This is a genomic window from Paenibacillus glufosinatiresistens, from assembly GCF_031470375.1.
Taxonomy (GTDB): Bacteria; Bacillota; Bacilli; order Paenibacillales; family Paenibacillaceae; genus Paenibacillus_AQ; species Paenibacillus_AQ glufosinatiresistens.
Genome location: NZ_JAVFHT010000001.1, coordinates 299,946 through 312,547, shown reverse-complemented (window position 1 = coordinate 312,547; position 12,602 = coordinate 299,946). Strand labels below are relative to the sequence as shown.

Below are 12,602 nucleotides of genomic sequence, written 5' to 3'. Positions count from 1 at the left end.
AGAATACGGAACGATTTATAGGAGGTATCCGCAAATGACACGGACGATTCAACCCAATGAAGACTATATTCTTCGCGTACTGATGAAGCTGCTCGAGACGCCAAGCCCGAGCGGCTATACCCATGAGGTGCTGCGCTATGTGGCAGAAGAGGCGGCGGCGCTCGGAGCGGAGCTGTCCTGGAACGAGAAAGGCGGCCTGATTCTGGGCGTAGCCGGTCTGGACGGCTCGCGGACGGTCGGGCTCAGCGCGCATGTCGACACCCTCGGCGCGATGGTAAGAGCAATCAAGCCGGGCGGAACGCTCCGCTTCACCCTGGTCGGCGGCTTCACGATGAACAGCATCGAGAACGAATACTGTGTGATCCATACCCGCAGCGGCGCGGCCTACACGGGTACCATCCTCTCCACCCGTCCTTCCGCTCACGCCTATCCCCGTGACGAGCAGGATGCCAAGCGTACCGAAGAGAATATGGAGATTCGGATCGACGAGCTGGTTCACAGCAAAGACGATGTGCTGAAGCTCGGCATCGCGAACGGCGACTTCATCTCCTTCAATGCCCGTCCGGTCATCACCCCGAGCGGGTTCATCAAATCCCGGCATATCGACGACAAAGCCAGCACGGCGGCTCTGCTCGGCCTGCTGGAGAGCATGAAGCGCGAAGGCTGGAAGCCGCTCTACAATCTGAAGCTGCTGATCTCGAATTATGAGGAGGTCGGCCACGGAGCCGCCTGGATTCCGCAGGACATCAGCGAGCTGATTGCAGTCGATATGGGCGTTATCGGAAATGATCTGGAGTGCAAAGAGACGGATGTCTCCATCTGTGCGAAGGACTCCACCGGTCCTTACGACTATGCCATGACCGGCCGGCTGATTGAACTGGCGCGGGAACTGGACATCCCGCATGCCGTGGATATTTATCCGCACTACGGCTCGGATGCCTCGGCCGCCCTCCACGGCGGGCACAACATCCGCGCCGCCTTGATCGGTCCCGGCGTGCACGCCTCCCACTCCATGGAGCGGACGCATAAGCAGGCCGTCCTGAATACCACCCGCCTGCTGGCGGCCTATGCCGGCGCACGGTGAGTCCAACCCCCGGGAGAGCGGGCAGACACCCGGGGAGAGCGGCAGCCCGGAACCGGGCCCAGGCCGGCCGCCCCGGTCTGGAGGCGCAGCCCGGACGACCGGGCGGCCGGCCGTCAGGCGGACCGCCGCCCTGTTCAGCGGTCTGCTGCTGTTGAGCGCGGCTCTCTTGATCTGGTCGGTGAAGCGGCCGGACAGCAAAGTGCTTTTTCAGGGTCAGCCTCACGCCTACAGGTACGAGGAATACGTCAGCAACGAAGGCGTCCGGCTCCATCTGATGCGCGTCGCGCCCGAGGATGTTGAACTTCGCGCAGCCGGCGTCCCCCTGAAAGAGACCGCGGCCTACGGAATCAACGGCGGCTTCTTCTACGAGAAAGCGCTGCTGTCCATAGCGATTATGAACGACCGCCCGGCGGGAGGCGATGAACGCGGACCCGGCTCCGGCTGGTTCAATGCCAAGTATGCCCGCGGAACGCTGGTATGGGATGGAGCCTCCCGCCTCTTCTCCGTCCAGGTCGTCTCTTCCGGCGACGAAATCGCCGTACTGGACCGCGGGCATTACTGGGCGCAAGGCGGCATCAGCATGAACCTCGGCGATGAAGCCGGGTGGACGGCCGCCGCTGCCGCCCAGCGCTTGCCCTTCTCCGAAGAACGCAGGCTGCGTTCCGGGATGGTGTACAATGCGGCCGGCGAGCTGCGGCTCATTGTCTCTTCGACTTTGTGCACCGGCGAAGCCTTTCGCCGGGCAGTGCTGGAGGCGGTCCCGGGCGAAGGACGGGAAGGAATCTACCTCGATGGCGACGGCTCTTCCCAGATGAATGCCGATGAGGCGGTGCTGACGGGTGACGGGCGGCCGGTGATGCAGATGATCGCCGTGAAGCCGGCGATTGTGAAGGAAGCGGAGTGAAGCGGCGGACCGTCCATTTCTATTAAGGGAGGCGTACCTAATGTTAGGAGTTCAAGTTGAACGGGCAGGCGATAAGCTGATCCTGGTCTGGCAGCTGTCCCGGATTGAAATTCCGGTTGCGGAGATTCGGGAGGTAGCGGAAGATCCTACGTACGGAGGCGAAGACCCTGCCGCGATTCGAATCGGAGCCGCATACGGCACAACGGACCGGATTGTAATCCGGACCGACACGCGGACCTACCTGCTGTTCACGACCAACGGAAATTCGATCCGAAAGAAAATCGAGACGCTGATTGCGACGCGCTGAATAAGGTGTCAAGAAAAGACCGGATTCGCCTTGCGGCGCTTCCGGTCTTTGGGTTGCACGGAGGAACACGCCCTTTCTGCCCTCCGTCTATTTCACATAAGCGGCGGCCGCCGCGCAGAAGCGTTCCAGCGCCTGCTCCAGGATGGAGCGCGGGCAGGCCACGTTGATCCGCAGCCAACCTTCGCCCGAGGCGCCGTAGATCGAACCTTCGTTGAAGGCGACCCCGGCTTCGCGGTACATCAGCTGCTTGAGCCCCGCTATATCCAGCCCGAGCTCGCGGCAGTCCGTCCAGAGCAGATAAGAAGCCTCCGGCTTCATTACCTTCACCTGCGGCAGATGCTCCTCCAAGTAAGCGGCGGCAAAATCCAGATTCGCGGAGATATAGGCCAGCAGTTGCTCCAGCCACTCCCCGCCTTCCCGGTAAGCCGCTTCCACCGCGTCCTGGGCAAAATGATTGAACATATGAATGCTGAGCGTCTTGATTCGGGTCTCGAACGTGCGGCGCAGCTCGGGATTCGAGGCAATCGCATACGAAGACTGAAGCCCTGGCAGATTGAACGTCTTGGTCGCTGCAAGCGCGGTCAGCGTAAGATCGGCGATCTCCGGCGACAGCGAGGCGAACGGAATATGCGTGTGTCCGGGCAAGGCAAGGTCGGCATGAATCTCGTCGGATACGACGGTGACGCCATAGAGGCGGCAGAGCTCGCCCACCCGCAGCAGTTCTTCCCGTTCCCACACCCGGCCGCCCGGGTTATGCGGGCTGCACAGCAGCAGCAGCTTGGCGCCGCCCTGCATCAGGCTCTCCAGATGACCGTAGTCCATTTCGTAGCGGCCATTGCGGATCACGAGCGGGTTGTCGGCCACCCGGCGGCCGTTCATCCGAATGACATCGAAGAACGGATAATACACGGGAGACTGAAGAATGACGTCGGCTCCCGGTTCGCTGAAGAGTTCGACCGCCAGACTCAGCGTCGTGACAATACCCGGCGACTGGGCAATCCAGGACTTGGATACGTCCCAGCCATGACGGCGGCTCTGCCAATCCACGATGGCGTCCAGGTAGCCCTCTTCGCCGAAGCTGTAGCCATAAATGCCTAGCTCCGCCCGCCGCACAATCGCTTCCTTGACAGCCGGAGGACTCTCGAAATCCATGTCGGCCACCCACAGCGGCAGAATTTCCTTGCTTCCATACAGCTTCTCCATTTGATCCCATTTGTACGAGTGGGTACCCAGCCGGTTCACAACCCGGTCAAAATCATAGCGCACTGCCGTCACTCCCTGCTCCATATTATACGGCCTGCCCTTCGGCTATTGCGCCGCAATTCTCTCTGCCAGCTCGTTCAGATACGTCCAGCGTTCCATCAGGCGTTCCAGCTCCGCCTCCGCCTCTGCCTGCTCCTTCATCAGCTCCTGCAGGCGGGCCGAATCGGCAAAAGCCGCCTCCATCGCCGCGGCGACTTCGGCAATTCTCTGCTCCGCCTGCTCGACCAGACGGTCGATCACTTCATATTCCTTCTGCTCCTTGAAGGTGAACTTGACCTTCTCCTTCGCAGAAGGCGAAGTCCGGGAAGAGGAAGGCGCCGATTCGGCCTTCCCGCCTGTGGATGCTACCGCATTTCCGCTCCGCGCCGGGCTCTGTCCCGCCGCTCCGCTTGCCGGTACATTCTCGGCCAGCCATTCTTCATATTCGCTGTAATCGCCGACATGGACCCGAATGCCGCCTTCTTCGAAAGCCAGAATCTTGTCCACGGTCCGGTCCAGGAAGAACCGGTCATGGGAGACCGTGAAGACGACGCCGGGGAAGCCGTCGAGATAGTCCTCCAGAATCGCCAGCGTGCCGATGTCGAGGTCGTTCGTCGGTTCATCCAGCAGCAGCACATTCGGCGCGCCCATCAGCACGCGCAGCAGATACAGCCGCCGCTTCTCTCCGCCGGAGAGCCGGGAGATCGGCGTCCACTGCATCGCCGGAGGGAACAGAAAACGCTCCAGCATCTGGGCAGCCGTGATGGCCGAGCCGTCCGCCGTGCGCACGACTTCCGCTTCTTCCTTGATGTATTCAATGACTCGCAGGTTCTCATCCATATCCTGATGCTCCTGCATGAAGTAACCGAGCTTAACCGTCGGCCCAAGCTCCACCACGCCGCTGTCGGGCGCAAGCCTTCCTGCAATCAGGTTCAGCAGCGTAGACTTGCCGCTGCCGTTGGGTCCGACAATGCCGACACGGTCGAACGGAACGGCGATATAGCTCAAATCCCGAATCAGGGTGCGCCCGCCGACCGATTTGGTCAGGCCGTCCAGCTCCAGAATCTTGCGTCCCAGCCGGGTGGAGGCCGCCGACATTTCCAGCGACGGTCCGGACGACTGGCCGGTCTGCGCCTTGAGCTGCTCGAACCGGTCGAGCCGCGCCTTCTGCTTCGTCGTCCGCGCCTTGGCGCCCCGCCGGACCCAGGCCAGCTCGCTGCGCAGCAGATTTCGCCGCTTCTGCTCCTCGGCGGCTTCCCGTTCTTCCCGGTCTGCCTTCAGTTCCAAGAAGCGGGAGTAGTTCGCTTCATAGCGGAACATCCGGCCCTGGTCGAGTTCCAGCATGACGCCGCAGACCCGCTCCAGGAAGTAGCGGTCATGCGTTACCATCAGGAGCGCGCCCCGGCGCTTCTGCAAGTATTGCTCCAGCCAAGCGACCGAGCCGGTGTCGATATGGTTGGTAGGCTCATCCAGAATGAGCAGCTCGGACGGCGTAATGAGCGCCGCCGCCAGTGCGACCCGCTTGCGCTGGCCGCCCGAGAGCGTGCCCATGCGGGCGTCGAATCCCGTGATGCCCAGCTTGCCGAGCACCGCCTTGGCTTCGCTCTCCAGGCTCCAGGCCCCGGCGGCATCGACCTCATGTCCGGCCGCCGCCAGCTTGGCCTCCAGCGCAGCATTGCCGGGATCGGCGGCCAGCCGGTCGGCTAGCTCCGTATACCGGCGCATGGCCGCAAGACCCGGGTCATCGCCCGAGAGAACCTGCTGCAGCACCGTCGCGTCCGGGTCGTACGCAGGATTCTGCGTCACTACCTGGACCCGGACGCTGTTCCCGATGGCAATCGTGCCTTCGTCCGCTTTCTCGACGCCCGCGATAATTCGCAGCAGCGTCGATTTGCCTGTGCCGTTGACGCCGATGACGCCTACTTTATCCCGCTCGTCCATCCCGAAGGAAGCGTCCTGGAAGAGGACCTTCTCTCCATAGCTTTTGGTCAAATGCTCTACCGTCAAAATATTCATGGGTTACCGCCTGCCTAATTGGATTTCCTTGAAGCCTCTAGTTCTCGTTCAGTCAGTGCTTGTATTTCCCGGATTCCGCGCCCCGCAGGAACAGATCCGCCGCGAACGCAATCCGGTGCCTGGCATCCGCCTCCGTGAAGGCAGGGTCGAACAGGATGTCCATTTTTAGCCGGTCCAGCATTCCGATGTACGCCTGTGACAACAATTGCGCCTCCGCTGCGTCCGCATCCAGAAGCACCTGCTGCACCAGGTTGGTGTAGGCTTCCATGAATTGCTGCATGAAGGCCATCAGCTCCGGATGGTTGGTGGGCGCGCGGAAGAACAGCTTGGTATGCTGCTTGCGCTCGTAATAATAGAGCAGATGGTGCTCCGCAATCGCCGCCAGCTTCCCGGCAGGGGTCTCCTCCCGCTTCAGACGGGCGGCCAACTGGGTCATGAACTGTTCGCAGTCTCGCCGTGAGACGGCGAGGAACAGCTCTTCCTTGTTGCGAAAATACAAATAGACTGTGCCTTTGGCAATGCCCGCCAGCTCCGCCACCTCGGCGATCCGGGTCTCATAGAAGCCTTTGGAGCCAAACAGTGAAAAAGCGGCGTCCAAAATGGCCCTCTGCTTATCCGGTCTGTCGGATTTGCCCTCTCTCTCGTTGCTCCCTCCACTCAAGTGTCAGGTCCCTTCTTTCTGTTGCAGGTTCTGTTAGAATTCAGTCCGGCATCCGGCCAGCGGACGCCGGCCCGGTTCAAATTCCGCCGAGCAGCGCGGCGGCCAGAAGCGCCGCAGCCGAACCCAGCAGCGAACTGATTGCATTCACGGCATCGTTGTTCATCCACCGCCAGCCCCGGCCGGGAAGCGTCGGCCTGCCGTGGTGGAAGGCTGCCTCGACTTCGCGGCCGCATGTTTCGCAGCGGTTCATCGCCTGCACCGTCGCACCGAGCAGCGAATCGGCGAATGCTCCGGCCAGACCGCCGACAAGTCCTGCTGTCGACCAGGCGATGAGACTCCCGGCGTCCATCCCCGCAGCCTGCGCGAGCAGCCAGCCGGCGGCGCCGATCAGCAGTCCGCCGGCGGCCGTGGCGGCCGTTCCAAGCAGGGACACGCCCCCGGACTGGCCGGGCCTCAGCACCCGTCCCGTCCGGACGGAGCGCGGAGGGCGGCGGCTCAGCGTGCCGAGTTCCGTGGCCCAGGTATCCGCCGTCACGGTCGCCATCGCGCCGATGAAGAGCACCGGCCAGACGTCCAGCGGCCGGATGGCGTGGGCCAGCACGAAGAGCATGCCCACGCCGCCGTTCGCCAGCACCTGTCCGGCGTCGCGGCGGCCCGTCTTGGCATAATCGCGCTCCAGTTCTTCCTTGATCCCGGCCTTCATCTTCGACAGCAGGCTGGACGTGATGAAGAACAGCAGCAGAATGCCGAACCAGAACGCATTTCCGGCGCCGAAATAGACGGTGCCCATGACGAAGGCGGCCATTAGGCCCGAGAAGCTGAGCGACCGCTTCCAGAAGGCTGCCGCCGAGACGGCCAGCGCGCCGGCCGCGCCAAAGAGCCATTTAAGCACAAGAAGAATCATCCGATGAGGCAGGTCCCCAGCAGCCGGTCGCCCCAGCGGAGCTCGAACGAATCGCCCGGAACGACCGGGCCTACCCCGGCCGGCGTTCCCGTGAAGATCACATCGCCTTCGCCGAGACCGTACCGGGTGCCGATGAAGTCAATGATCGTCTGCAGAGAGAAGATCATGTTCTTGACATTGCCGCGCTGGACCTCCTCCCCGTTCTTGCGGACGGTGAAGTCGGTCGCCTCCAGCTCTTCCTTGTCGGGAAAAGCAATGAACGGCGTCAGCGGAGCCGCGTTGCGGAATCCCTTGGCTGCCGTCCAGGGCAGGCCCCTCTTCTGAAGATCGTTGTGAATGTCGCGCAGCGTGAAGTCAAGGCCAAGCGCCATGACATCCACCAGCTTCTCCACGGTCATCCCCGGAGCGTAGTCGCGGCCGATGCGCAGCACCAGCTCGCCTTCGTAATGAATGAGCCCCGCATCTTTCGGCAGCTGGATGACGGCCTTGTCCAGCGGAACGGCCGCATGCGACGGCTTCATAAAGATCAGCGGTTCGGTCGGCACCTGATTGCCGAGTTCTTCGGCATGAAGTCTGTAATTTCTACCGACGCAGTACAAATTGTTAACGGCAGCGCACATGGGCATTCAGCTCTCTTTCGCTCTTAAATTGGTCTATTGACGCCAGAACGTCTCGCCCCACAGATCCGGGCGGTTCGTACATATCATTATATCAGAATGAATGTCTGCAAGGCGACGCATCGATTCGGGCTTGTCCACCGTCCAGGCCATGACTTCTGCGCCGCGCTGCGTCAGAAAGCGGGCCAGCGCCGTGTTAAGCCGCGCTCCCTTAATGGAGAGGAAGGAGCAGCCCAATTGCTGCATCGGGCGGACCGGGCTGCTCCACCGGGCATCGAAGATGAGCCCGGTCCTGAAATCCGGCGCCGAGTCCCGCAGACGCCGCAGGGTCGGAGCATCGAAGGAAGTCAGCACGACCTCTTCCCGCATTCCTTTGGAAGCAATCAGCTCCGTCACCCGGCGCTCCAGATCCGGGTACGGCCGCCCTACGTTCTTCAGCTCAATATTCAGCTTGGCCCGTCCTGCCGCCAGCTCCAGCACTTCTTCCAGAGAGGGAATCTTCTCTCCGCGGTAGGACTTCGATTTCCAGCTCCCGGCATCGAGCCGGCGCAGGTTCGCATAGTCCATTTCCTTCACCCGGCCGTGTCCGTTCGTAGTCCGGTCCAGCGAGTAATCGTGGATGACGACGGGGACTCCGTCCCGGGACAACTGCACATCAATCTCCAGCCAGGTCACATAGGGCAGCTCCAGCGCCATGCGGATGGCAGCCAGCGTGTTCTCCGGCGCCTTGCCGGAGAAGCCCCGATGCGCGACACACGGGTTGTTGTCAGACATAATCGCCCCTCCTGAATCTCAGACAAAATAACCGGGCGGCCGGATTCCGGCCGCTTCCTAGCGAACCGTCACCTGGCCGGCCTCGTCGATCGAGACGCGGCCTTCCGACAGAGCCTCCATCCGCTTCAGCAGCTTCGCCCCCTGCTCCGCCGCCATCGGCGCCGGCCGGCCCAGTTCGGCGTCCATCGGCTTCAGCGTCAGCCTGCACTGTCCGTTCACTTTGCAGTTCGCCCGGAATACCGCCGTCTCCCAGGTGGAAGGGGTCGCGGACCGCGTAAATACAAAGTTGCCGGTGCTGTAGGCGATCCATTTGCCTTTATAAGGCTCAAGGCCCTGCAGCACATGCGGATGACTGCCTATCACCAGATCCGCCCCCGCATCGATGAAGCTGCGGCCCAGCTCCTGCTGTTGGGGACTGAAGGCCTCCTGCCGCTCTTTGCCCCAATGAACCATCACGACTACGAGGTCGGCTTCCCGGCGGGCGTCGGCTATGGCCTTCAGCGCCTGGGCGCTGTCATAGACGGACGCCAGTCCCGGAGTCCGGGCCGTGGCGATCCAGGAAGTCTCCGGCACGACCCGGGTGAAGCCGAGCAGCGCGATCCGGATACCCTTCCGCTCAAAGTAACGGACCGTATAGGCTTCCGCCGCATTCTGTCCGGCGCCGACCCGCGCGATGCCGGCCTCGTCCAGCAGCGAGAGCGTATCGGACAGCCCCTCCTGTCCCCTGTCAAGCGAGTGATTGTTGGCCAGATTGACGGCGTCGATGCCCGCTCTCTTCATGGCGCCGAGCGCCTTCGGCGACGAGCGGAATACGAACTGCTTGTTGGCCGCGCCCGTTCCGCCTTCGGTTACCGGCGTCTCCAGATTCACGACCGTCAGATCGTCGCTGCGGAACATCCCGTCCAGCCGGCTGAAAGCATAGTCGTACCCCTGCTTCTCCAGCAGCTCGCCGACCTTGCCGGCAAAGATCGTGTCTCCCGCGAAGCTCAGGGACACCTCGGGCGAGCCGCCGTCCGGCGTGCCGGCGTTCCCGCCGCCGGGAGCCTCCGGCGCGGCCTCTCCAGAGGCCGCGGGTGCCGCGGGCGGCGCAGCCGGAGCGCCGCCCTCTTCGCCGCCGCTTCCGGAAGGCGGCGGGGTTGCGGACGCCGGTACCGGGGCGTCCGGAGAAGGCGATGCCGCCGGCGGGGCCGAAGGCGGCAGGCTCGGCGACGCTGGCGGCCTGGTCTCGGCCGGCGCAGAGGACGGCGCGGCCGGCGCAGAAGGCGGCGGAACAGCCGGTCCGGCCGCATCGGGTCCGCCGCCATCCCGCTGGCCCAGCGCCAGGGCAAGCGCCCCCGCAATCAAGAGCAGCAGCGCCAGATTGATCCGCAGCCGCAGACGGCGGCTGCGCTTGCGCTTAGAGACTTGGTTTCTGTCGGATCGTGGAGGATACAATGCAATAACTCCTTTACCTGATAAACTCGTTCCATTATAGCATAAGCCCCGCATACCAAGAGACCCCCGGAATCCGGGGGTCAGGCCGTTCATTCTATCTTCTTAATTCTTCGTTCCACCCGCGCAATAATGACAATGAAGCTGGCTAACATCAGGATAGCGAGTAGGATTACGCTGATCTCCGTACGCAAAAACAAATTCAATATCATCCCGATTCCCAGCAGCACCGCCCCGCAGATCATGAACAGGACTGCGCAGTAACGGTTCGCCTCTCTCCACCTTGTCTCGGTGCTCATAGACAGAGAAGTGCGAAAGCCGTAAATCGAGTTGATCGAGCGGGGAGGAAATCTCTTCAGAATCCATCCGACTGCAAGAAGAAACAAGCCAAATGTCAAGCTCCACATGGTTGGTTTCCTTTCTCCTCCTTTAGTTCTTAGCGGTATTCTACTTTAAACCCTTAATCACATTACGAATATACATCTCTCTTGTTAGATCGTTCTCCCGTGAATAAGAAACCGCAACCGTTTTAACTTGGACTGCCGCATGATAGAAATATACGCCATCTACCAATACATATGCGCCCCCGCCTACAACTTGCGCAACAGCTCCAGCATACCAAACGACTGCCAGTCCGGCCACAAATACAACAGCAGCAACGGCACATTGACCGCTTGCATAGCCTAATTGCTTGGAGTCAATGGAAGTTACGTTTACACCATCGCTTTTTAGGGCAGAGTAAATCAGCTCTGATCCTTTGCCCAAAGCCCGTTCCAGCTCCAGCGGGTTCTTTGAATCGACAGCGCCCTTCAACCGGTTGAAATATCCGGGCTCAAGCTTTTCTACGTTAGCTACGATTTTGTCGACCTGACCAACCGCTTCTTTTGTATTGGCGGTCTGATAAAGATCATGGGTATAAATTTCGGATGAAAGCTGCTTGGCTACTTCGCCTTGAACAAAAAACAAACCTCGAAAAAGATCTTCCCCCGAATAGGCTTCCTTGGAACTTGCCTCTGCACCGCCATCACTGGTGAAGCCATTCATCAGGACCAAAGAAAAGACCAATACAAACGCGACAATTTTTTTCATTGGTGAACCTCCTTTAGAGAATCCATGGATATTTTCTTTCCAAAGCTATGCTCAAACGGACGAAAGGCCAAAATCAGACCTGCAAACATTACCAAAGAAAAGGAGTATAGTCCGAGGCAGATTGCAATCAACGTATGTAAAGCCAGCCCCAGGTAAAGGAAGAAAAATCGTTTTTCTTTATGGGCAACAATTCCACTTCCCAAAAGCAATTCGACAATAATAGTACCCCAAGTCAACAGAACCACAAAAGAACTTTCAATTAAGGGGTTAAGCAAAGAGAGCAAGAAGGAATTCAACCCCAGCATGGGATCATGAAAATAATAATAAATAGCCGTCCCATCAATCCATTCCTTATTCTTCAGTTTGGAAAGAGCTGCATTGAAATAGATAATGGCCATTTGCACACGAATGGAGAATAAGAACAAAAAAGATATCAAATGGGGTATGCCTGTACTTGTCATTGTGTTATCTGAACGCGGCGGAAGCCAATGCCATTTCCGATGATCGAAAAGGGTAACCGGGATAAGCAGAAGTGTGAGTACAGTGGCTACCTGCTCTCCTCCATCCAGTGTTATCCCGGTATTTTGAAGGGATGAGGCAACCCACCAATGCAAGATTCCCGTGAACCTCGGCCTCCACCCAGAGGCGACAATAAGCAGAATCAAGACAGAGATCCACTTTAACAACTCTAGATTAGGATAATTATTTGGCAGTACGCAGAATATGCTCACCGCATAAACGGAGCATGACGGATATTCATTTATTCCCGCCGCCGGTTTAAATAAAGTCGTTACGTCGTTCGTGATTAAGGTAAGCAGAAGCGACAGTGCAATCAAAGTTCTCGCCAATCCATAAACATTCGTCCATGGCGGAGTACCGCTTATCACTAAGGTTGGGATTGAATTTAATCTTTTTAGCATCTACGGCCTCCTACTTCTCCCTAATTCCTTGTTTGCTTTGTACAGAGGACATGCACTTTTATATACTTTGAAGGCATATCTTCCGGTTGGATCAAATCAGCCCATGCCCAAGGCACTGGTTTTTGGGAAACAATAAAGTAATCTCCGCACAAGTTTGGCTTCGGTGTAATGTTTTCAAGCTTGACGGCAGCCGACTTTTCATCCCTTTTAAGGCATTGACCCATTTTCTCGTTACAGCTTTTCCAAGGCTGGGCAGCAACTTGTGTATACAAGAGCCCTAATTCGATTCCTTGTGTTCTGCCTTTTCTGTTGATGCCGAATAAATTATTCATTGAGTTATTGGGCCAATCCGTCGCAGAGTGCAGGTCCGTATTGTAAATCTTCATAACTTCGTCTTGGGGAGCTTTGCTAAAAAAGCCCCATCCTTGTGGAAATATTTTTTGAAGTATAGTGAATTTGTAAGCATCCAAGGGGTTAGAAGGAGTCGCGTTCAATAAAGAGAAGACGAATAATAGCGCCAATAGTAAGGAAGTAAAATAAAAAACAATCCCATTTCTTGCATCTGAATTCATTTACCATCCCCCTGTTTAGATATTTTTGTATATTATTTAAACATATTCTATAAATTACAATCTTCCTAAAATAAAAAAAGC

At 58.8% G+C, this 12,602-nt stretch carries 14 protein-coding genes; 3 read left to right on the top strand and 11 right to left on the bottom strand.

The window, feature by feature from the left end:
* The first annotated feature begins 34 nt into the window (after positions 1-34).
* From RBI05_RS01330 to RBI05_RS01320, 3 genes are read left to right on the top strand one after another with little or no spacing between them, the layout of a single operon-like run.
* Positions 35-1,084: a M42 family metallopeptidase gene (locus RBI05_RS01330; protein ID WP_310549852.1), complete on the top strand. Its 1,050-nt coding sequence runs from the start codon at positions 35-37 to the stop codon at positions 1,082-1,084.
* Complete coding sequence (locus RBI05_RS01325; RefSeq protein ID WP_310549851.1) at positions 1,068-1,988, top strand: hypothetical protein; 921 nt, start codon at positions 1,068-1,070, stop codon at positions 1,986-1,988. Before RBI05_RS01330 ends, RBI05_RS01325 begins: the two co-directional genes overlap by 17 nt.
* A gap of 40 nt (positions 1,989-2,028) precedes the next feature.
* Entirely contained in the window at positions 2,029-2,295 is a 267-nt protein-coding gene (locus tag RBI05_RS01320) for a SunI/YnzG family protein (protein ID WP_310549850.1), read from the top strand.
* An 87-nt stretch (positions 2,296-2,382) separates the two neighbouring features.
* Here RBI05_RS01320 and RBI05_RS01315 read toward each other — a convergent pair whose 3' ends face one another.
* The 11 genes from RBI05_RS01315 to RBI05_RS01265 all read right to left on the bottom strand — a co-directional run bounded on the left by RBI05_RS01315 (position 2,383) and on the right by RBI05_RS01265 (position 12,521).
* Positions 2,383-3,561 (bottom strand): MalY/PatB family protein, encoded by a 1,179-nt coding sequence (locus tag RBI05_RS01315; protein ID WP_310550071.1) that lies wholly within the window; start codon positions 3,559-3,561, stop codon positions 2,383-2,385.
* Positions 3,562-3,603: 42 nt separating this feature from the next.
* Positions 3,604-5,553: an ABC-F family ATP-binding cassette domain-containing protein gene (locus RBI05_RS01310; protein WP_310549849.1), complete on the bottom strand. Its 1,950-nt coding sequence runs from the start codon at positions 5,551-5,553 to the stop codon at positions 3,604-3,606.
* A 52-nt stretch (positions 5,554-5,605) separates the two neighbouring features.
* Positions 5,606-6,214 carry a TetR/AcrR family transcriptional regulator gene (locus RBI05_RS01305; RefSeq protein WP_310549848.1) on the bottom strand — a complete coding sequence of 203 codons (609 nt, stop codon included), beginning with the start codon at positions 6,212-6,214 and terminating at the stop codon, positions 5,606-5,608.
* 76 nt (positions 6,215-6,290) lie between these two features.
* The gene (locus RBI05_RS01300) at positions 6,291-7,118 is read right to left on the bottom strand and encodes a DUF92 domain-containing protein (protein WP_310549847.1); all 828 of its coding nucleotides are present in this window, start codon (positions 7,116-7,118) and stop codon (positions 6,291-6,293) included.
* Positions 7,115-7,738 carry a fumarylacetoacetate hydrolase family protein gene (locus RBI05_RS01295; RefSeq protein ID WP_310549846.1) on the bottom strand — a complete coding sequence of 208 codons (624 nt, stop codon included), beginning with the start codon at positions 7,736-7,738 and terminating at the stop codon, positions 7,115-7,117. Before RBI05_RS01295 ends, RBI05_RS01300 begins: the two co-directional genes overlap by 4 nt.
* Positions 7,739-7,771: 33 nt before the next feature.
* Positions 7,772-8,509, bottom strand: coding sequence for a glycerophosphodiester phosphodiesterase (locus RBI05_RS01290; protein ID WP_150459240.1), 738 nt, complete (start codon positions 8,507-8,509; stop codon positions 7,772-7,774).
* Positions 8,510-8,566: 57 nt separating this feature from the next.
* Positions 8,567-9,943, bottom strand: a complete 1,377-nt coding sequence (locus RBI05_RS01285; protein ID WP_310549845.1) for a CapA family protein — start codon at positions 9,941-9,943, stop codon at positions 8,567-8,569.
* 89 nt (positions 9,944-10,032) lie between these two features.
* Positions 10,033-10,347 carry an SdpI family protein gene (locus RBI05_RS01280; protein WP_150459238.1) on the bottom strand — a complete coding sequence of 105 codons (315 nt, stop codon included), beginning with the start codon at positions 10,345-10,347 and terminating at the stop codon, positions 10,033-10,035.
* Positions 10,348-10,387: 40 nt separating this feature from the next.
* On the bottom strand, positions 10,388-11,029 hold the full coding sequence (locus RBI05_RS01275) for a sporulation delaying protein family toxin (RefSeq protein ID WP_310549844.1): 642 nt from the start codon (positions 11,027-11,029) through the stop codon (positions 10,388-10,390).
* Complete coding sequence (locus RBI05_RS01270) at positions 11,026-11,949, bottom strand: sporulation-delaying protein SdpB family protein (RefSeq protein ID WP_150459236.1); 924 nt, start codon at positions 11,947-11,949, stop codon at positions 11,026-11,028. The genes RBI05_RS01275 and RBI05_RS01270 overlap by 4 nt, the downstream gene beginning before the upstream one ends.
* 20 nt (positions 11,950-11,969) lie before the next feature.
* The gene (locus RBI05_RS01265; RefSeq protein WP_310549843.1) at positions 11,970-12,521 is read right to left on the bottom strand and encodes an SdpA family antimicrobial peptide system protein; all 552 of its coding nucleotides are present in this window, start codon (positions 12,519-12,521) and stop codon (positions 11,970-11,972) included.
* Positions 12,522-12,602: the final 81 nt, after the last annotated feature.